The organism is Verrucosispora sp. CNZ293 (assembly GCF_002754655.1).
Genome location: NZ_PEFR01000001.1, coordinates 5223878 through 5243252 on the forward strand (window position 1 = coordinate 5223878; position 19375 = coordinate 5243252).

Consider the following 19375-nt stretch of genomic DNA (forward strand, 5'->3'; position numbering starts at 1 on the left):
GTCGCCGCACCGATGGCCCCGCTCGCCCCGCCGGTGGCCGCGATCCGGATCGCGGTCCGACGTGCGTTGGCCGACCTGCCGACTGACGGTCCGGTGCTGGTCGCCTGCTCGGGCGGAGCCGACTCGCTGGCCCTGGCCGCGGCCACCGCGTTCGTGGCACCCCGGGCGGGTCGCACCGCCGGGCTGGTCACCGTCGACCACGGGTTGCAGGCCGGGTCGGGGCACCGAGCCGAGGCGGTGGCACGCTGGGCGGAGCAGGCCGGCCTGGCACCTGTGGAGGCGGTCCGGGTCGAGGTAGGCGGCCGTCCCGGTGGCCCCGAGGCTGCCGCCCGCGCCGCCCGCTACCAGGCGTTGGCCGAGGCCGCTCGGCGGCACGGCGCTTCGGCGCTGCTCACCGGCCACACCCGGGACGACCAGGCGGAGACGGTGTTGCTCGCGCTGGCCCGGGGCGCCGGCCCGCGCGGGCTCGCCGGCATGCCGGCCCGCCGGGACCTGGCCGGCACCCCCCTGGTACGGCCGCTGTTGGAGATCGGGCGGGCGGAGACCCGTGCCGCCTGCGCGGCCCTCGGGCTGGCTCCCTGGGACGATCCCCACAACAGCGACCCGGCCTACGCCCGGTCCCGGATCCGGAGTGACGTGCTGCCGGTGCTGGTTCGGGCGCTCGGGCCGGGCGTGCTGGACAACCTCGCCCGGACCGCCGCGCTGGTGGCGGCGGACAACGCGGTCCTCGACGAACTCGCCGACACGGCGTTGGGTCAGGCCCGGCACCCCGACGGTGGACTGGCCGTCAAAACGCTCGCGGACCTGGCAGCCGCGGTGCGCGGTCGGGTGCTGCGTGCCTGGGCCCACGAGTTGGGCACGCCGCCGGCCGCATTGTCGCATCGCCACCTCACCGCGCTCGACGCGCTGGTCACGGCGTGGCGGGGCCAGCGAGCCAGCTACCTGCCGGGCGGGCTGCGGGTGCTCCGCCGGGGTGATCGGCTGGTGTCGGAGGTGCCACCGGCGCCGACCTGCCGAACGACTGTGCCGCAGGCGACGGGGACCACGCCCGACGAGGCGGTCGTGGACCGATGAACCACCCTCGGCAACCGCTGTACGCGCCGCGTGCCGCCGTGGCCACCAGCCAACCGCTGGCCGTGGCCGCCGGCCTGGCCGTGCTGCGGCGCGGCGGCAACGCCGTGGACGCTGCGGTGGCCGCCGCCAGCACGCTCACCGTCGTGCAACCACCCTCCAACGACATCGGCGGTGACCTCTTCGCCATCGTCTGGGACGGCGAGCGGCTACACGGCTTGAACGCCTCCGGCCGGTCGCCCGCCGGGCTGACCCGGGACCTGGTGCTCGCGGCGACCGGCGGCCACGGCGCCGAGCCCGACGAAGCGCTGGGCGGCGCCCAGGCGGTCGGCCCGGCGATGCCGGCCCGGGGCTGGTTGCCGGTGACCGTGCCGGGGGTGCCGGCGGGCTGGCGGGACCTGCACGAGCGGTTCGGATCACTGCCGTTCGCGGACCTGTTCACCGACGCCATCGGCTACGCCGAGCAGGGGCACCCGGTCTCCACCGCGACAGCGCTGGCCTGGTCCCGCGCGGTCGCCGGGCACGCCGACCTGACCGGTCCCGAGTACGCGGAGTTCGGGCGGGTCTTCGCGCCGGATGGCCGGGCACCCCGCGCGGGCGAGCGGTGGCGCAACCCGGCTGCGGCGCGGACGCTACGGCTGATCGCCGACAGCGGGGCGGAGGAGTTCTACCGGGGACGGATCGCCGCCGACCTGACCGAGCACGCGGCTCGGACCGGTGGGCTGCTCACCGCAGCGGACCTGGCCGCCCATGCCAGCGTCTGGGTCGATCCGGTGTCGGTGCGCTATCGGGACCACGAGGTGTGGGAGCTGCCGCCGAACGGACAGGGTCTGGCCGCCCTGCTCGCCCTGGGCATCCTGGACGGATTCGATACCGCTGACGGATCGCGTTGGCTGCACCGGCAGGTCGAGGCGGTCAAGTTGGGCTTCGCCGACGCCCACGCCCACGTCGCCGACCCCGACCAGGCTCCGGTCCCATCGGGGCTGCTCACGCCCGAACATCTGGCGCGGCGTCGGGCGGCCGTCACGGAGGTGGCGGCCGACCCGGTGGCCGGCGTACCGGAGCGCGGTGGGACGGTCTACCTCTGCACGGCTGACGAGGGCGGCATGATGGTCAGCCTGATCCAGTCCACGTACCTCGCCTTCGGTTCGCACGTGGTGCTGCCCGGGTACGGCTTCGCGCTGCAGAATCGCGGTCTCGGCTTCCGGCTCGACGCGGGCCACCCCAATGTGGTCGGCCCGGGGAAGCGGCCGTACCACACGATCATCCCCGGGTTCCTGACCCGACAGGGCACGCCGGTGGGGCCGTTCGGGGTGATGGGCGGGCACATGCAGCCTCAGGGGCACGTTCAGCTGGTCTCGGCGAGCGTGGACGCGGGCCTCGACCCGCAGGCGGCGCTGGACGCCCCGCGCTGGTACTGGCACGCGGGGCGCGCTGTGCTGGTCGAGGAGCAGCTCACCATGGGGCCTGGCGGTGCGGCCCTGGTGGCCGAACTGCGGGCTCGGGGCCACCAGGTGGTCGTCCCGCCCGATCCCACGGTCTTCGGCTACGGCCAGGCGATCTGGCGTCGCGCCGACGGGGGCTACGTCGTCGGTTCCGAGGCCCGGGTCGACGGTGCCGCCGGAGGCTTCTGACCTGCACCGCCGGCCGGTGGTGCAGGTCAACCGGTGAGGGCCCGATCGCGGAATGTGGTGCGGTACGCCTGCGGCGTGGCGCCGACCCGGCGGGTGAAGTGGTGCCGCAGGGCGGCGGCGTCGCCGAAGCCGGCCCGATCGGCAACCGCCTCCACCGTGAGCGTGGTGTCCTCCAACAGCCGGCGGGCCAGTAGGACGCGTTGGTTTGTCAGCCAGTCATGCGGCGTGGTGCCGGTCTCGGCCCGGAAGCGGCGAGCGAACGTCCGTGGTGCCATTCCGGCCCGTGCGGCCAGCTCGTCGACTGTGGTCTGCCGGTCCAGATGTCCCATCAGCCATTCCAGCACCGGTTCCAGGGTGGGTGCCTCCGGTGCCTTCGGGATCGGCGCCTCGATGTACTGGGCCTGTCCGCCGTCGCGGTGCGGGGGCACCACCATCCGTCGGGCGAGTCGGGTGGCGGTGGCCGAGCCGTGTTCCTGGCGGACCAGGTGCAGGCAGGCGTCGATGCCGGCGGCGGTGCCCGCGCTGGTGAGCAGGCGGCCGTCCTGCACATAGAGCGAGTTGCAGCGCACCCGGGCGCTCGGGTGCCGACGCTGCAACTCGTCGACGTGCCGCCAGTGCGTGGTGCACTCCCGGCCGTCGAGCAGTCCCGCCTCGCCCAGCAGGTACGCGCCGGCACACACGCTGAACAGGTACGCGCCCCGGTCGGCGGCCCGACGCAGCGCCTCGTGGACCTCGGCCGGGGCGGTGGTGGCGGGGTCGTGCGCCGGAACGGCCACCAGGTCCGCCTGCTCCAGCGGCTCCAGGCCGGCGTTCGGCACCAGGTGAAAGCCGGCCGAGGTACGCACCGGGACCTGCCCGGGTCCACACACGTCGAAGCGGTAGCCGGGTAGCCCGTCGGCGGTGCGGTCGGTGCCGAACACCTCAGCGAGTACGCCCAGTTCGAACGGGGCCACCCCGTCCAGAACGAGTACGGCGACTGAACGAAGCATGTGACGAGGATAACCGCGCGGGTGGCGGAAAATCGAGGAGGACTGGCATTCCTGCCACTGTCCGAGAGTTGGCGGGGTGCGCAGACTGGCAGATGTCCGGTGCGCACCGGCGGCGACACGACAACCGCAGACGTCAGAAAGCGAGCGCCGCCATGGGTTTCCTGTTCTTCCTGCTCTTCTTCCTGTCCCTCGCCCTGCTGTCCGCTCTGGGGCTGACCGCCGACAGCCGTGACTCGGCGGACTGGAAGCCGTCCGACGGGGGTCGGAGGTGGCAGTCCCACCGGTGCTGAGACGAATGTTCCGTTCGTCCGAAAAATCTCTTGGCGGGGCGGCCCCGAAACGGGCGGCCCCGCCGACAGTGAACCCGGGGCGTACGGCAGGCTAGGGTCATGGCTGACGGCTCCTGGTACGACGCCGACATCGACCACGTGATCATTTCTGAGGCGCAGATCCGCGAGAAGACAGCGGAACTCGCCAAGCAGGTCTCCGCGGACTACGCACACGTCACCGACGGGCTGCTGCTCGTCTGCGTGCTCAAGGGCGCTGTCATGTTCATGGCCGACTTCGCCCGGGCGCTGGGTCGGCACGGGCCCCCGGCCGAGCTGGACTTCATGGCCATCTCCTCGTACGGGCAGGGCACCACCTCCTCCGGCGTGGTGCGCATCCTCAAGGACCTCGACCGGGACATCGCCGGTCGGCACGTCGTCGTCGTGGAGGACATCGTCGACTCCGGGCTGACCCTGTCCTGGCTGCTGCGCTACCTGGAGTCGCGGTCGGCGGCGAGCGTCGAGGTGGTCGCCCTGTTCCGCAAGCCGGACGCGGTCAAGGTGACGGTGCCGGTCAGGTACGTCGGCTTCGACATCCCGACCGAGTTCGTCGTCGGATACGGGCTGGACTTCGGTGAGCGCTACCGGGAGCTGCCGTACGTCGGGGTGCTCAAGCCGGAGGTCTACGCCCGCTCCTGACCGGCCCGGTACCCGTCGTGCGGTGCCGTGCGAGGCCCGCCACGCCGTCCGCCACGGTGCCGCCCCGGGCGCGCCCACCCGACGTTCAGCCGACTTTCAGCTGATCGGACTACCTTTGACGACGGTGACCCGGGGATCCGACTCCGGGACACGCCGGCTGACATCCGGTTCGCCGTGCGCGTAAGTGCTGGGCTCGCAAGCTCATATCCGTCTCGCACGGTGTACCGTCGAATGACCGTGGCGCGGCAATCGCGCCCCGGGGTCGAGGCCGGCCCGCACGGCGGCTCCGGCAGCCGCCCAGGCGGCGACACCCACAGTCGGTCAGGACGTCGATCAGGAGGATGCGGGCGTCTCGGCGCTCGACAACAGCATGGAACGTACGCGTTTCTTCCGCCGACCGGTGTTCTGGGTCATCCTGGTCATCCTCGGCGCCGTCGTGCTCAGTCAGTTGTTCACCGGTGGACCCAGCTACCACCGGGTGGACACGTCCGTCGCGCTCGACCAGCTCAACAAGGGCGGCATCGAGAAGGTCGTCTTCCAGGACAAGGAACAGACGATCCAGCTCGAGCTGGCCGAGGAGACCGAGTTCGGCGACACCACCACGAAGCTGATCGAGGCCCAGTTCCCCTACGAGGTCGGCAACGAGGTCTGGAACCAGGTCCTCGACGCCAAGGCCAACAACCGGGTCACCGGGCCGGCCGACACCGAGGTGTCGTCCGACAGCATCTGGGTCAGCCTGCTGGTCAACCTGCTTCCCATCGTGCTGCTCGTGCTGCTGCTGCTGTTCTTCATGTCGCAGATGCAGGGCGGCGGCTCCCGGGTGCTCAACTTCGGCAAGTCCAAGGCGAAGATGATCACCAAGGACACTCCGAAGACGACGTTCGCCGACGTGGCGGGCTCGGAGGAGGCCGTCGAGGAGCTGCACGAGATCAAGGACTTCCTGCAGAACCCGGCGAAGTACCAGGCGCTCGGCGCGAAGATCCCCAAGGGCGTGCTCCTCTTCGGCCCGCCCGGTACCGGTAAGACGCTGCTCGCCCGCGCGGTGGCCGGCGAGGCCGGGGTGCCGTTCTACTCGATCTCCGGTTCCGACTTCGTCGAGATGTTCGTCGGCGTCGGCGCGAGCCGGGTCCGCGACCTGTTCGAGCAGGCCAAGACGAACGCGCCCGCGATCGTCTTCGTCGACGAGATCGACGCCGTCGGTCGGCACCGTGGCGCCGGCATGGGCGGCGGCCACGACGAGCGCGAGCAGACCCTGAACCAGCTCCTCGTCGAGATGGACGGCTTCGACGTCAAGGGCGGCGTGATCCTGATCGCCGCCACCAACCGGCCGGACATCCTCGACCCGGCGCTGCTGCGCCCGGGCCGGTTCGACAGGCAGATCCCGGTCGACGCCCCCGACATGGAGGGTCGCAAGGCCATCCTGCGGGTGCACGCCAAGGGCAAGCCGTTCGCGCCCGACGTCGACCTCGACTCGGTGGCCAAGCGGACGCCGGGCTTCAGTGGCGCCGACCTCGCCAACGTGATCAACGAGGCGGCCCTGCTGACCGCCCGCAAGGACCAGCGGGCCATCTCCAACGACTCGCTCGAAGAGTCGATCGACCGTGTGATCGCCGGTCCGCAGCGGCGCACCCGGGTGATGAGTGACCAGGAAAAGAAGATCACCGCGTACCACGAGGGTGGGCACGCGCTTGTCGCCTGGGCGCTACCGCACGCCGCACCTGTGCACAAGGTGACGATCCTGTCCCGCGGGCGCTCCCTGGGCCACACCCTGGTGCTGCCCACGGAGGACAAGTACACCCAGACCCGCGCCGAGATGATCGACACCCTGGCGTACGCGCTGGGCGGCCGGGCCGCCGAGGAACTCGTCTTCCACGAGCCCACCACAGGTGCCGGCAACGACATCGAGAAGGCCACCGCACTGGCCCGCGCGATGATCACCCAGTACGGCATGAGCTCCAAGCTCGGCGCGATCAAGTACGGCACCAGCGGCGACGAGCCGTTCCTCGGTCGCAACATGGGCCACGAGCGGGACTACTCCGACGCGGTCGCCGCCGAGATCGACGGCGAGATGCGGGCCCTGATCGAGCTGGCCCACGACGAGGCCTGGGAGATCCTGGTCGAGTACCGGGACGTCCTGGACAACATCGTGCTGGAGCTGATGGAGAAGGAGACCCTCTCCACCGCCGACATGGCCCGGATCTGCGCCCGGGTGGTGAAGCGCCCGCCGATGGCCCCGTACAACGGCTTCGGCAAGCGTCAGCCCTCCACCGAGCCGCCCGTGCTCACCCCGGCGGAGAAGGACGCGTTGAAGGTGCAGGCCGAGGCCGACGGTGCGCAGGCGACCGTTGGTGGCGGCAGCTCCAACAACTCCTCGGACGGTTCGCACTGAGCACCGACGACACGGCGGCCAGTTTCCCACAGCGGGGACTGGCCGCCTCCGCCACCGAACCCGACACCGACGGCCTCGACTACATCGCCGCGCGGCTGATCAACGGACGGCTCACCGGCCGTCCCGTCGAGGACACCATGGACCTCGGCCGGATCGAGAGGGCGGTCCGCGAGATCCTCATCGCGGTCGGGGAGGACCCGGACCGCGACGGACTCCAGCAGACCCCGGCCCGGGTCGCCCGGGCGTACGCGGAACTCTTCGCCGGCCTACGCGTCGACCCGGCCACCGTGCTCACCACCACCTTCGAGGCCAACCACGAGGAGCTGGTGCTGGTCCGGGACATCGACGTGATGAGTCTCTGCGAGCATCACCTGCTGCCCTTCCGGGGCAGTGCCCACATCGGCTACATCCCCGGCCCCGACGGGCGGATCACCGGGCTGTCCAAGCTGGCTCGGCTGGTCGAGGTCTTCGCCCGACGACCGCAGGTGCAGGAACGGCTCACCTCGCAGATCGCCGACCTGCTGATGAAGCGGCTGGATCCGCGTGGCGTGGTCGTCGTGCTCGAATGCGAGCACATGTGCATGGCGATGCGGGGCATCCAGAAGTCCGGTGCCAAGACCATCACGTCCGCGGTGCGAGGCACCCTGCAGCGCGACGCCAAGTCCCGGGCCGAGGCGATGGCCCTGATCATCCCGCGCTGACCGCCGGTCGCCTCAGGACGACAGCATCGCCAGTACGATCCCCGCGTTCACCACCACGGCAGGGACCAGGCAGGCCAGCGCGCCGAACCGTGGCGTACGGTCCACCCGCTCTCCCGGGCCGGGTGGGAAGCAGCGGCCCACGAGTATCCAGCCCAGGCCGAACGCGACGGCCGGCGCCGGCAGCCCCACCAGCACCGCCAACGCGGTCACCGCACCGGTACCGGCCAGCAGAAAGACCACCATCAGAAGGATCGGGACGAGCAGCCCGAGCGGTCCGTACACCAGCAGGTTGCGGGAGCGGGCCGGCCAGTGCGCGACCCGGGGCAGACCCCGGGCGGCGAGCGTGTCGTCCGCACCGACAGCTGACCGTCGGGCGTCCCGCAACGCGGCCAGCACCGCAGTCGGACCGCCGCTCATCGACCGGGTCGCCTCAGCCAGTTCCGGCGGCGTCGGCACCAGCGAGATCGGTGGTACGCCCAGCTCACGGAGCCGGCTCTCCTGTGGTGCCAACCGGGTGCGCACCCCGGTCAGCTCCTCCCGGGCGGCCTGGACCGCACGGGCCTGCTCGCCCGCGGCGGTCGCCGCGCCACGGCGCACCCCGTCGAGCTGCCGGGCCGCGGCCAGGTAGTCGGCCCAGGCGGCCCGCACCGGATCCCCGGCTGCGCCGGCCGTCCGCTGACGCACCGGCCCAGCATTGGTGACCGGCGAATGATCGAGCGTCATCCGGACTCCCCCTCCGCGCTGCCCGGCACGTCGTACGGAACCAGCACCACGCCGCGCTCTCCCGGCCCGTCCCAGAGCACCACCCGGTCGGGCCTGGGCCGCCACTCCACCGGGCGGCCGAAGACCTGAGTGAGCTGAGCCCCCGGCACACCCGCCACCGCCACCGCTGTCAACTTGTCCACCGTCTCGTCCGGTTCCATGAGCGTCGCGAACGAGGGCACCGTGCGCCACCAACCGAGCAGATGCTGCCCGGCCGGCGGCCCGTCGCGCAGCAGGGCCCGCAGCCGGGCCGGCGGTAGCTGCTCGGCCGGCGCCACATCCAGCCCGAAGACCACCAGGTACGCCGGCTCACCGGCGTCCGCCACGGCGACCAGACCAGCCAGGTCCACCCGGTCGACCCGGTGGCGCTCGGCCAACTCCGCGACGAGCGCGTCGGCCAACGGTCCGGCCTCGACATCCGGGGCCGCGACCACGAAGCGCGCCGTACCCACCGCATGGTGGGCCGCCGTACTGTGGGCGGCCGTCGCCAGCAGGCGACACGCCCCAGGGCGTGGACCGAGAACCGCGAGATTCCGCCCCGCCGCCGGCCCGAACGGCACCGTCGCGGTGCTGCGCGCGACGTCAACCGCCCGCCCGAGCAACGCGGCCGGGGCCACCGACTGGCCGGCTACCGCTGCCCGGTAGCGGGGATCGTTGTTCAGCAGGGGACGCGCGTACCCGGCGAAGACGGCGGGTGGCGTGGCGTCCGGCGGGCGGGCCTCCCAGAGCCGGTGGCGCAGCCCGGCCACCGCCGCCGGCTCGTCCGCGGGATCGGGGAACCGGACCATCCGCTCGTGACCACGGATCGCTCCCCGTGGACCGCCGAGTCCGCCGGCGGTGTTCACCACCGCGCTGCCCACCGGCAGGCCGGCTGCGGCATCGTTCGTGGGCTCCAGCACCGCTCCGCCGCCAGGCAGCGCCACCCGCACCGGGAACTGGCCCAGCAGCGAGTCCCGCTGCCCGCCCTCCGACCGGGCGCCCAGGCCCAGGTCACCCTCGCCGGCCAGAACCAGATGGACACCGTACGCCCGCCCGGTCCGAGCCAGCGCATCCAACCGGACGGCCACCTCGGCTGCCAGGCGATCCCGCTCGGCGAAGAGCGCCGGCAGGTTCTCCAGCACACAGACGATCCGGGGGAGCGGGCGATGTGCGCGCAGCTCGGCGAACCGCTGCCCACCCGCGCGGGCGGACGCCTCCGCCCGCCTGTGCACCTCGGCCGTCAACTGGTCCAGCAGGTCCAGCACGTACTCCCGGTCGGCGGCCATCGCGGCCGCCCGGACCTGTGGAATCCAGGACCGGTCCCGCTCGGTCTGCAGAAACTCCGCAAAGGATTCACCGTTCCCCAGGTCCACCAGATACAGCGCCAACTCGTCCGGGCCGTACCGAGCGACGAGACCGAGCAACGCCGTGGTCAGGAAGGTGGACCGACAGCCCCGCGACCGGCCGCTCACCAGCCAGTGCGGAGTCAGTTCGGTGAAGCCGAGCGAAACCGGCCGCCCGCCGGCGTCGCCCACGGTGCTGCTCAGCCCGTCCGTCCCGGCCGCCTGCCACAGGTCGTCCAACGGCGGCAACAGGTGCGACAGGGAGAGCCGACTGCCGGCCTCGATCTGGGCGGCGATCCGACGACACACGGTGTCGACAAGTTCGGCCGGCGGATCCGGGTCCACGAAGACCGGGGAGTTCAGCCCGCCGTCAGTACCGCCACCGGCGAAGGCCGCGCCCGGCGGATCACCGAGCAACGCGTAGGCCGTCCGCATCGCCAGCGGCGTAGCCCTGGCCAGTGCCGCTCTACCGGCCGGCGGCCACCCCGCCACCACCAGGTGCAGCCCGGCCGCCGGCCCCTGCTCGGCGAGCGCCTCGATGCGCGCCAGATCATCTGGTAGCTGTGGCTCGGGGAGCGCCGCCAGCACCAGCAGCAGCGCCCGGTCGTGCCGACGGGGGCCGGAGGCTTCCGGTGCCACCCACCGCTCCGCCTCCGCCAGCACCGCCTGCAGACCTTCGGCGTCGGTGGCCGGCGGGGCCAGCACCCCGGCGTCACCGAGCGCCGCGAACGGCGCCAGCACGGCACCCGTCGCATCCACCGCCCGCACCAGCAGCGCTCCCGCCGGTGTCGCCGCCAGCAACCGCAGCAGTACGGCCCGCAGCAGCCCGGCGACCCGTGGGTCGTACGCGTCGGTGTCCACCACGAGGTGGCCACTGCCGAACATCGGCACCAGCGCCGGGAAACGTGCGTCATCCAGCGGGGCGGCCGTCCCCACCCGGACGAACGGCGGTGGCTCCGAGCCGGCGGGATGTGCCGGCTCGACAGCGTCCAGCGTGGACCCGGCCCACCCGGGCGCGAGGACGGCTGCCGCGTCGCGTAGCCGCTCGGCCAGCGCGTACTGGCGGCGCTGGTCAGCCGGAACGGGACGGGTCTCGTCGAGGATCGTCGACGCCGCCGTGACCGTCGCGGCAGCTCGGCGGTGCAACGCGGCGGCGCGGAGCGTCCGTGCCTTCGGACCGCCCACCGTGTCCACCTCCTCCGCCCGAGGTCGGCACCCACTCGCCGGGCAGCAACGACGGTATCCCAGCGGAGGCTCGACCTCCGGGATGCGCGGCGGCGCTGCGCCGGTGTTGTCGTGGATCTCACCCATCGGCAATGTTCCGTCACTATCTGCCGAATCCGGGGCATTGGGTCCTGGGCCGCCAGCCGATAGCCTCAGGGGGTGGAATCAGTGCCGCCCTCCGCCGGTTCCCAGGTCTCCCGCGTACCGGCGCAGAGGACCCCGCCGGAGGAACTGGCGCCGCCCGCTGTCGCGCCAGCCCCGCGCCAGCCCCGGCGACGCCTGCGTACGGTACTGGCCGTGATCGCTGCTGTGGTCGCGGCGCTCTGCCTGACCGGAGGGGTGGTCGGGTACCTCGTCTACGACCGCGCCACCACCCCCGACCGCAGCGCCCCCGACGTGGTGGTGGACAACTACCTCCGTGCCTTCCTGGTCGACCGCAATGACGTCCGCGCGTCGCTTTTCACCTGCGAGGGCAGCACCGATCTGGATCAGCTTCGCCGGCTGAGGGACGACCTAGCTGCCCGAGAGGTGCGATTCGGGACGACAATGTCGACCGTCTGGGGGATGCTCCGAGTAGATCGCAACGGCAATAACGCTGAAGTGCGCGTCGACCTGACTTTTTCTGCAGTGGTTGATGGCATCCGACAGAGCGACCGGCAGGCGTGGGCTTTTACCACGCGGTTGAACGATGACTGGCGGGTCTGTTCCGCGGCTGTGGCCAGCTAGCCTCACTCCACCCAGAGCAGATGGACCGGCACCTCCAGGGTGGTCGGTGTCTGGCCGCGCCAGGCCCAGCGGTACCACTCCACCTCGGGTGTCACCCGTACGCAGATGTCGCCCTCGGCGCCCGAGTAGGTCTCGGTGACGGCGCGCAGGTCGCGGTGCTCGACGGCGCCCACCATGTGCACCACCCGTCGTCCGGTGACCGAGTCCGCCTCGAAGACCGGGGTCGGCGCCCGGTGGGCGGGAGCGTCGAGCGAGACGAGACGCAACCCGCCGTCCGTTGTCGGCGTGACCGGTCGGCCTACCGTCTCGACCCACACCCGTTCGACCGGCACCAGTGGGGCGAACACCTCGACCTGGTCGGATTCCGCGCGGTACCACTCGTGTTCCGGGATGACCGGGACGTAGGTGCGGCTGTTCTGCACCACCCGTTCGTCGGCCCGCAGGTCGGCACGCCACCCCAGTCCGGGCAGCCCGACACGTACCCGCCGTCCGCGTAGCTCGACGTTTCCGGCAGCGGGAACGATCTCGATCGGGCGGGGCGGCTGGGGAGCCCAGTCGGGCTGGTCGGCGAACGGGTCCGGAAGTGGTTCGGTCATGATGGCGGGTGGTTCACCCGGCGCCCTTCAACGGCGCGCCCTTCGACAGCATGAACGGCACCGGGTCGATGGCGCCCCGGCTGCTGCGATCGCCTTCGACGTGCACCTCGAAGTGCAGGTGCGGCCCGGAGGAGTTGCCACTGCTGCCCACCTCGCCGATCACCTCACCAGCCTGCACCGTGTCGCCCGCGGCGACCCGGGGACGACTCACCAGATGACAGTAGCGGGTGATGAAACCCTGAGCGTGCAGCACGTCGACGAACCAGCCGCAGCCGCCCTTGCCGGGCCAGCCGTCCACGTTGCAGGTGAGTCGTCCTCTCCGGTCGGGGTCACAGCGGGAGACCAGCACGCGGCCGGTGGCCGCGACTCTGATCAGTGTGCCCTTCGGAGCGGCGATGTCCACACCGTTGTGCCCGGGCCGACTGGCGGTTCGGAATCCGGAGCCGACCCCACCCGGAATGGGTGCGGTCCAACCGGAGGCGGCGACCTCACCGCCTGCGGCCGCGTCACACACCTCCTCTCCCGCGATCAGCGCGGTCCGCGCCGCACCGCCGGCCAGCGCGTCTACGATGCGGGCGGCGAGTTCCTCGTGCTTCGCGTACGCGTCCGGGAAGGCGCTGATCTGGACCTGCTGGGCGGCTACCGTCAGCGGAAGTTTCTCCCAGCCGGGCACTTCGACGAGCTTCTCGTAGAACTTGCGGGACGCGTACTCGGGGTTCATCCGCTGGGCGACAGTGCCCCACGAGGCCCGCTGCTGGAAGAGACCGACGGAGTCGTGATCGGCCCCGATCCCCTCGTTGGGAATGTCCTGCGACCCGCCGACAGTGCTGTTGGCCAGGTTCAGCAGCCGCGACTCCTGCATGGCGGTCGCCACGGCGATCACCCAGCCCCGCGGCGGCACCTTCATCTCCTGACCGACCTTGATGATCACGGCGGCGTTCCGCAACTGGCGTTCGCCGTACTCGGCGAAGCGCGGCATCTTGCCGGTCACGTCGACCTCGAAGTCGCCGGTGCAGTCCATACTGGCCGGGGCCAGCTGCTCGGCGGCGTCGCCACCCAGCTCGGTGAGGAAGAAGGCACCAGCGCCACCGGTGCAGCAGAGCAGTGCCAACGTCGCGGTGAGCGCGGCGGCGAGGGCACCGGTCCGGACCGGCCGGCGGGGACGGCTCTGCTCACTCATCCCTGCTCCAATCCACCGCGTCCACCAGCCAGCGTCCGTCGAGCCCCAGCAGCTCGAGCCGGAGTTGCCCGCCGTCGAGGGGGATCGTGGCCTCCACGAAGGTCTCACCGCGAGGGCTGAGGGTCACATCGCCGGTGACCGTGCCAGCGGGTACATCGGTAGGGTCGGCGCCCGCGAGCTTCTCGGTGAGGCTGGCGGTGGAGAGCGGACGCAGTGCGTCGTGCCAGTCCTCGGCGGTCTGCCCCGGACGGCCGAGCCAGGCTGCGACGAAACGTTCGGCGACCAGTTCCGGAGCCGGCTGGCCGGGCCGGGTGACCGGGGACGGCGTCGTGGTCGTGGAGATCGCGCCGTCGTCCCCGGTGGTCGGGTGCACCGTGGTGATCGGTTCGGCCGGGCGATTACTCAGCCCGGAGGCCAGGTCGGTCGGGCCGGCCACCAGCCGGGCCGCCCCGACCACCCCGAGCACCAGCACGGCGATGCCGAGTGCGACACCCAGCCGGGACCGTAGCAGCCGCAGGAACAGGAACTCGATGGCCCGCCGCACGAGTGTCACCGTGCCTCGGAGCGGACCCGCGGTGCTGGTTTCTCTGGGGTCCGTTCGGCCGATCCGGGACGGTAGATGACGTAGGAGGGGTTCTCATCCGGCACGTCCGGCTCGGTCCAGGAGGCTGGCTGTCGACGACGGGGCTTGGGCGCGGCTGCCCGCTTGGGGCGCTGCTCCCGGCTCTGCTCGTCGGCACCGCCGGCCGCACGGTCGTCCGTCCGCTTCGCGGCAGCGGGTGCGCCGCTGGGGACGGGGTCCGGACGAGCCTCCGGCCGTACCTTCGGCTGCTCCGGTGTGATCGCCCGGCGCCGCCCGACGCTTGGCTCGGCGGTGCCGCCTGGCTCGGCGACGTCGAGCCGGGCCGCGGTGCGCATGTCCCGGAAGAACCTGCGGTGCCAGGAGCCTGCCGAACTGACCGCCTCGCTGTTGTCCTTGCCGCCGAGCTGGGTGATCCGGCGGTACGGGCGCAGCAGCAGCCAGCCGACCACCCCGCAGAGCCAGACCAGCACTACCTGCAGCCAGCCGGGAAGGGTGGCCGTGCTCATGATCAGGTCGACAGCGAAGAGGTAGATGGCGGCACCGGTACCGAAGATCGCGATGTTGAACAGTGCCGCCACCACCGCGTTGCCCAGCCGCCGCAGGCCGGCGCTGGCCGGGCGGAGCAGACCGATGGTGCCCAGGATCGGTGCCGCGATCACCGCCCACCGGAAGATCAGGAAGCCGAGCAGCACCAGCAGCGACGCGGTCAGGTCGAACATCGCGAAGAGCAGGGCGGCGAGCACCGCGATGAACCCGGCTCCCACCCGGTCCATGTCGCGGACACCCTTCAGGTACTCGTAGGCTTCCGGATCCTCCTGCTTGATTTGCTGCGCTACCGTCATCCACTGCTGGTTCTTGGCGCTGATGGTGGCCTCGCGCGTCTGCGGATTGGCCCGGATCTTCTCCGTTTCCTCCCAGGACAGCGATTTGGCGTCGTAGAGTGCGGCACCGTACTTCTTGGCGGTTTCACTGTCGGCCGAGCCGAGCACGCCGCGTAGCCAGTTCCGGTAGAGCATCGCCTCCGCGGCCGTGTCGCTGGCCCGGACCGCCGGCGGACGCTTGTCCGTGCAGGCGTCCGGGTTGGGCATCGCGCACCGGTCCGGCGGCACGTCCTTGGCGGCGGGGCCAACGGCGTCGTGCACGACACCGAGAGTGGAGACGAGGGCGCCGTCGGCGAGGTTCGCGGACTTGACCGGCCAGGCAGCCAGCGCGGTCACCGCCACCATCACCACCAACGCCCACCCCGCGGTGGTCATCGCGCTGCTCATGTCGGACTGGCGGGAGCGCCAGAGCAGGTAGAGCCCGACAACGCAGAGCGTGACGATGCCGAAGACGCTGAACACCTTCTGGTAGATCGCCTTGGTGGCCTGGTCCACGAGCGGGTCCGCCCAGCCCCACATCGTGCCCGGCTCCCAGGCGCGTTCGCGCAGCGCGTTCGAGGCGCCGATGATCGCCGTCGCCATCATGAACTCGCCGTTGGCGATTGTGTTTGTGAACTTGTAGTCCGGATGCAGCAGCCCGGTCGCGCACCCAGTTTCGATGTCATATGTGTTGTAGCTGTAGCCGGCGTAGCCGTAGTCGGTGTAGTAGCCCTTCGGGCCGGGAAGTTTGGAGGCATCAGGACGGGAAGCGAACCACCCGGCGATACCGGAGTCCGGCGCGCTCGGCGTCGGCGGCTGACGGCAGTTGATCTCAGTAGATGCCACCTGTTGCAGCTTGGCGACGCAGGCGCGGAAGTCGACCTGCCATTCCTCGGTCGTGCAGAGCTCGGCCGCGGCCTGGTACGTGGCCGGCGCGGCGTACGCCGGTGTGGCCGTGAGCCCGGGCCAGCTGATCGTGGCTGCGGCGAGGACGCCGAGTGCCAGGAGGAGCGCCGTGATCCGTGCCCGGGCCCTCGCCATGTCACGCCTCCATGTCAGGCAGCACGGTTGGTAGCACCCCTGCGGCGGCGGCGATGGCGGCGGGGGTGGTGTCGAGGTGGTCCAGCAGTCCGTCCACGTAGGAGACGTCGACGCGGACCTTCTGGACCCGGCCGTCGACGTCACGCATGACGAACTCTCGGAAGCCGAGCCGGTTGGCCGAGGTGGCGTCGGCGGTGGAGAGCGAGGCGAGAGTGGCCTCGTAGCCGTCGTCGACAGGTACGCGCAGCAGCCGCAGCGCCTCGGAGGCGATCTCGGCGTCCTCGGCGATCCGGCCGACGAACACGGTGGAGACGAGGTTCTGCACGTCTAGGCCGAGGATGTCCCGCGGGTTCTGCGAGGCGACAAGCGCGGCGAGGTTCCACTTGCGGGAGTCGCGGGCGAGCCGGACGAGGAAGGACCGGCCGGAGCGCCACCCCTCCATGAAGTGCGCCTCGTCCAGTCCGACAAGCTTCCGCGAGGCCATCGAGCCGCCGTAGCAGCGGCGGACCGCCAACCGGTGTGCGGTGTGCAGCATCGGCAGGGCGAGCGCCTCCTCAGCCGACCAGTATTCGCGTTCGATCTTGAGGTCGGGCAGTCGCAGGCCGGCCATGGTGATCACGGTGAGCGCCGCGTCCGGGCCGAGTAGTCCGTCCGGTGGGCGACCGAAGAAGAGCATCGCCAGTGGCATCTCGGCGGTGTCCAGCAGCAGGTTTGCCAGTTCCCGGCCGGCATCGTCGTCGAGCTGGCCGAGACAGGTGACCACGTCGTCCAGGGTGGAGGTCTCCTCGGCGGGTACCTGGCGTACGGCGTGCCGGAACAGCGTGGCGGTGGAGGCTTCCCGGGCGACCTGCGGCGGCACCAGCATCATGCAGATGTCCTGTACCAGCATCCGGCGCTCGGCCCGCGCGTTGGAGACCGCGATCTCGAACTCCCGGTCACCGGCGGCCCCGGTGGCGAACTCGCTGCGCAATGGTGTCGGGATCAGCGAGTACGGCGCCAGGGTGCCGTGTTCGGAGCCGGTCAGGTTCAGCACTCGTGAGTACGGCCGAAGCTCCGGCATGGCGCAGAGTCGGGCCAGTGGGCCGGAGGGGTCGAGCAGGGTCACCTGCACGCCGCGGCGGGCCGCGAGGTAGCCCAACGCGCCGAGCAGCGTGGACTTGCCACCACCCGGCTCGGCCACGAAGACCGCCAGGCCGGAGCGCTCCCGCACCTCCATCGGGAAGTGCAGGTCGAGGAAGACCGGGCGGCGGCAGGTGCCCGCGGTACGCCCGATCAGGTCGCCGCGCCGGTCACCTACCGTCGAGGCGGCCTGCGGCAGCGCCGCCGCGAGCAGGTTGACCGGCATCCTGCGCACGTAGCCGGTGTTGGCGATCGGTTCGCCGGGGATGAACTCGCGGGCCAGCCAGTCCTGGTTCTTCGGGTGTTGCAGGGAGATGCGCAGCTCGCGGGAGTAGAGCTGGATGAGCCGGCGAGCCCGTTCCAGGCACTCTTCCCGGGTACGACCACCCACCGCGATCCGGTGCCAACCGTGGGCGCGGGCGGAGTCCACCGGCAGGCCGGTGGTCATCTCGTCGCCGATCACCAGGGCGCGCTTGGCGAGTCGCTCCAGCTCGGGCGGGGCGTCGATGCCGTGTTCGGCGTAGTCGAGCTGCTGTGAGCGGATCATCCGGAGCCGGTGTTCCAGGTTGCGGAAGGAGTCGCCGGAACCGAGGATGTCGACCCGGGTGGAGAGCTCCATCGGCCAGGGCAGTCGCTCGTGGAAGTGCAGCCAGGGTTCGTGTCGCTCGGGGATCTCCAGCGGCTCCATCCGGCCCACGGCGAGCACCGCCACGTGCCGCTCCTCGCCGGTCATCCGGTGGACCAGCTTGACAGTGGAACCGTACGGCGTGCGGTAGCGCTCGACCTGTTCGGTGAGGGCGAGCAGGTCGCCGCGTTCCCAGCGTCCGTCGGTGATGGGCGAGAGCGTGCCGGGGGGTGCCATGCAGAGCGCCACCGACCGGTAGAGCAGCCATTCCAACTCGTGCGCGGTGACCCGACGGCCGCGCATGCCGAACGCGCCGAGCACCTCGTCGAACTGTTCGACGGTGCGGCCGAGCTTGCGCCGTTCGCCGTCGGCGACGCCGCGGCCGAAGGTGCGCAGCAGCCGTTCGGTGAGCGAGTCGCCGAGTGACCGTCGGGCGAAGGTGACTCCGAGGTAGGTCTGGCCCTCGGCGTGATTGACCGAGAGCAGGTGTCGCTGGGCGGCGACCAGATGCTCGGCCCAGCCTGGTGTGCCGGGCACGTCGGGCAGTGGCGCGGCGGTGTTCGCGTCGATGGTGCGGGCCCACTCGTCCGCCGGGAAGGGGCGGGTGGTCCGGCGCAGGTGCAGCCGGAAGCCGGCCAGGCCGGCGTACTGCTCCGAGATGGCCGAGAGCAACGCCTCGCGTTCCGCGTCCGGGCGGAAGGCCCAGCGCACCTCGGGCAGCCAGTACCAGGCGGTGACCGTGTTGGGGGTGAAGGTCAGGTGACCGGCGATCTCGGTGATGGCCAGCTCGACCGACGGATCCCGATCGCCAAATTTGATCTTCGGCGGTCGGACGCGGACCGGCTTGACCGGCCGGTCACGGTGCTCCACGGATCGCTGCCGGGGGGCCGGGGTGGTGGCCGGCGGCGCTACCCGGCGGGGCGTCCGGGTAGCGGCGTCGGCAGGTGCCGGGCCGTGCTCACGGGCGCGGCGTTCCTCGCGGACCGGATGATCGTCACCGGCGGGGCGGTCGTCGGCGGGTGGTCGGGCGCTCGGCAACCTGTCGCCGGAGGTCGGCACCACCCGGGAGGGGGCCGGGGGCGGGCTCGTGGCGGCCACCGCGCCGTCGTCCACGCGGACCGGTGACGTGGCGGGTGCGGGGCCGACCGGTCGCGGTGGCGCCGGTGGCGGCGCCGCGCGATGGGCTGCCGGCGCGGGGCCGAGCGCGGGTGGCGCGGGGTGCGGCTGCTGCGGCAGGGCCCGGGCGGGACGCTGGGCGGAACCGGGCCGGGGGTACGCGCCGCCGAACAGATCGAGGAACGGAGAGTCGATGTCTGCGCTGTCCCGGCTGGTCGGTACCGGTTCGGCCGGAACCGCCCGGCGCTGCACCGGGCGGGGCGCCTGGAACACACCGACGCTGCCGTGACCCGGGGTGGTGGCGAGCGCCGGATCCAGCGTGGACTCGTCCAGCTCGCTGGATTCAGGGTAGTCGAACGAACGCGCACGGTTACCGTGCGGTGCGGCTGGACGTCCGGCCGGGGATCCCGGCGTGGCGGAGCGGCTCATGCGATCGCCCTGCCCGTGTCCTCGTTCGGCCCGTGCGGCGTGC

At 71.8% G+C, this 19375-nt stretch carries 14 protein-coding genes and 1 pseudogene; 7 read left to right on the forward strand and 8 right to left on the reverse strand.

Translation table 11 applies throughout. The annotated features are described in order from the left end of the window. Positions 1-12: 12 nt before the first annotated feature. A pseudogene (gene tilS, locus CLT74_RS23805) lies at positions 13-1005 on the forward strand (tRNA lysidine(34) synthetase TilS); the annotation flags it as partial. Between the two features lie 65 nt (positions 1006-1070). Continuing rightward, positions 1071-2705: a gamma-glutamyltransferase family protein gene (locus CLT74_RS23810; protein ID WP_099848999.1), complete on the forward strand. Its 1635-nt coding sequence runs from the start codon at positions 1071-1073 to the stop codon at positions 2703-2705. 26 nt (positions 2706-2731) lie between these two features. Here CLT74_RS23810 and CLT74_RS23815 read toward each other — a convergent pair whose 3' ends face one another. Further along, on the reverse strand, positions 2732-3694 hold the full coding sequence (locus CLT74_RS23815; protein ID WP_099849001.1) for a helix-turn-helix domain-containing protein: 963 nt from the start codon (positions 3692-3694) through the stop codon (positions 2732-2734). Positions 3695-3846: 152 nt separating this feature from the next. Between CLT74_RS23815 and CLT74_RS30905 the strand changes: the two genes are divergently transcribed. From CLT74_RS30905 to folE, 4 genes are all read left to right on the forward strand, one after another. Then, a complete protein-coding gene (locus tag CLT74_RS30905) occupies positions 3847-3984 on the forward strand; it encodes a hypothetical protein (RefSeq protein ID WP_199172246.1) in 138 nt (45 codons plus the stop codon). Positions 3985-4083: 99 nt separating this feature from the next. Continuing rightward, a complete protein-coding gene (gene hpt, locus CLT74_RS23820) occupies positions 4084-4659 on the forward strand; it encodes a hypoxanthine phosphoribosyltransferase (protein ID WP_099849003.1) in 576 nt (191 codons plus the stop codon). A 370-nt stretch (positions 4660-5029) separates the two neighbouring features. Beyond that, on the forward strand, positions 5030-7048 hold the full coding sequence (ftsH, locus tag CLT74_RS23825) for an ATP-dependent zinc metalloprotease FtsH (RefSeq protein ID WP_099849005.1): 2019 nt from the start codon (positions 5030-5032) through the stop codon (positions 7046-7048). A 38-nt stretch (positions 7049-7086) separates the two neighbouring features. Beyond that, positions 7087-7749, forward strand: a complete 663-nt coding sequence (gene folE, locus CLT74_RS23830) for a GTP cyclohydrolase I FolE (protein WP_199172420.1) — start codon at positions 7087-7089, stop codon at positions 7747-7749. Positions 7750-7761: 12 nt separating this feature from the next. On the opposite strand, the gene CLT74_RS23835 is transcribed toward folE, so the two are convergent. Next, positions 7762-8472, reverse strand: coding sequence for a hypothetical protein (locus tag CLT74_RS23835; RefSeq protein WP_099849009.1), 711 nt, complete (start codon positions 8470-8472; stop codon positions 7762-7764). Continuing rightward, positions 8469-11027 (reverse strand): FtsK/SpoIIIE domain-containing protein, encoded by a 2559-nt coding sequence (locus tag CLT74_RS23840; RefSeq protein ID WP_099849011.1) that lies wholly within the window; start codon positions 11025-11027, stop codon positions 8469-8471. Before CLT74_RS23840 ends, CLT74_RS23835 begins: the two co-directional genes overlap by 4 nt. A 198-nt stretch (positions 11028-11225) precedes the next feature. Between CLT74_RS23840 and CLT74_RS23845 the strand changes: the two genes are divergently transcribed. After that, positions 11226-11783, forward strand: a complete 558-nt coding sequence (locus tag CLT74_RS23845; RefSeq protein ID WP_099849013.1) for a hypothetical protein — start codon at positions 11226-11228, stop codon at positions 11781-11783. A 2-nt stretch (positions 11784-11785) separates the two neighbouring features. Here the strand turns inward: CLT74_RS23845 and CLT74_RS23850 are convergent, their stop codons facing one another. The 5 genes from CLT74_RS23850 to CLT74_RS23870 are packed head-to-tail and all read right to left on the reverse strand — an operon-like array spanning position 11786 to position 19332. Further along, on the reverse strand, positions 11786-12379 hold the full coding sequence (locus tag CLT74_RS23850; protein ID WP_099849015.1) for a hypothetical protein: 594 nt from the start codon (positions 12377-12379) through the stop codon (positions 11786-11788). Between the two features lie 13 nt (positions 12380-12392). After that, complete coding sequence (locus tag CLT74_RS23855; protein WP_099849017.1) at positions 12393-13559, reverse strand: M23 family metallopeptidase; 1167 nt, start codon at positions 13557-13559, stop codon at positions 12393-12395. Next, positions 13552-14112, reverse strand: coding sequence for a hypothetical protein (locus CLT74_RS23860; RefSeq protein WP_099849018.1), 561 nt, complete (start codon positions 14110-14112; stop codon positions 13552-13554). Before CLT74_RS23860 ends, CLT74_RS23855 begins: the two co-directional genes overlap by 8 nt. Further along, on the reverse strand, positions 14109-16043 hold the full coding sequence (locus CLT74_RS23865; RefSeq protein ID WP_099849020.1) for a hypothetical protein: 1935 nt from the start codon (positions 16041-16043) through the stop codon (positions 14109-14111). Before CLT74_RS23865 ends, CLT74_RS23860 begins: the two co-directional genes overlap by 4 nt. 1 nt (position 16044) lies before the next feature. Then, on the reverse strand, positions 16045-19332 hold the full coding sequence (locus tag CLT74_RS23870; RefSeq protein WP_099849022.1) for an ATP-binding protein: 3288 nt from the start codon (positions 19330-19332) through the stop codon (positions 16045-16047). Positions 19333-19375 lie beyond the last annotated feature (43 nt).

What these genes read in the sequence shown, in the direction of transcription:
- CLT74_RS23850 (WP_099849015.1), bottom strand. Translation starts at nt 12,379, where the DNA reads ATGACCGAACCACTTCCGGACCCGTTCGCCGACCAGCCCGACTGGGCT.
- CLT74_RS23815 (WP_099849001.1), bottom strand. Translation starts at nt 3,694, where the DNA reads ATGCTTCGTTCAGTCGCCGTACTCGTTCTGGACGGGGTGGCCCCGTTC.
- CLT74_RS23810 (WP_099848999.1), top strand. Translation starts at nt 1,071, where the DNA reads ATGAACCACCCTCGGCAACCGCTGTACGCGCCGCGTGCCGCCGTGGCC.
- CLT74_RS23865 (WP_099849020.1), bottom strand. Translation starts at nt 16,043, where the DNA reads ATGGCGAGGGCCCGGGCACGGATCACGGCGCTCCTCCTGGCACTCGGC.
- CLT74_RS23855 (WP_099849017.1), bottom strand. Translation starts at nt 13,559, where the DNA reads ATGAGTGAGCAGAGCCGTCCCCGCCGGCCGGTCCGGACCGGTGCCCTC.
- CLT74_RS23870 (WP_099849022.1), bottom strand. Translation starts at nt 19,332, where the DNA reads ATGAGCCGCTCCGCCACGCCGGGATCCCCGGCCGGACGTCCAGCCGCA.
- CLT74_RS30905 (WP_199172246.1), top strand. Translation starts at nt 3,847, where the DNA reads ATGGGTTTCCTGTTCTTCCTGCTCTTCTTCCTGTCCCTCGCCCTGCTG.
- ftsH (WP_099849005.1), top strand. Translation starts at nt 5,030, where the DNA reads ATGGAACGTACGCGTTTCTTCCGCCGACCGGTGTTCTGGGTCATCCTG.
- hpt (WP_099849003.1), top strand. Translation starts at nt 4,084, where the DNA reads ATGGCTGACGGCTCCTGGTACGACGCCGACATCGACCACGTGATCATT.
- CLT74_RS23835 (WP_099849009.1), bottom strand. Translation starts at nt 8,472, where the DNA reads ATGACGCTCGATCATTCGCCGGTCACCAATGCTGGGCCGGTGCGTCAG.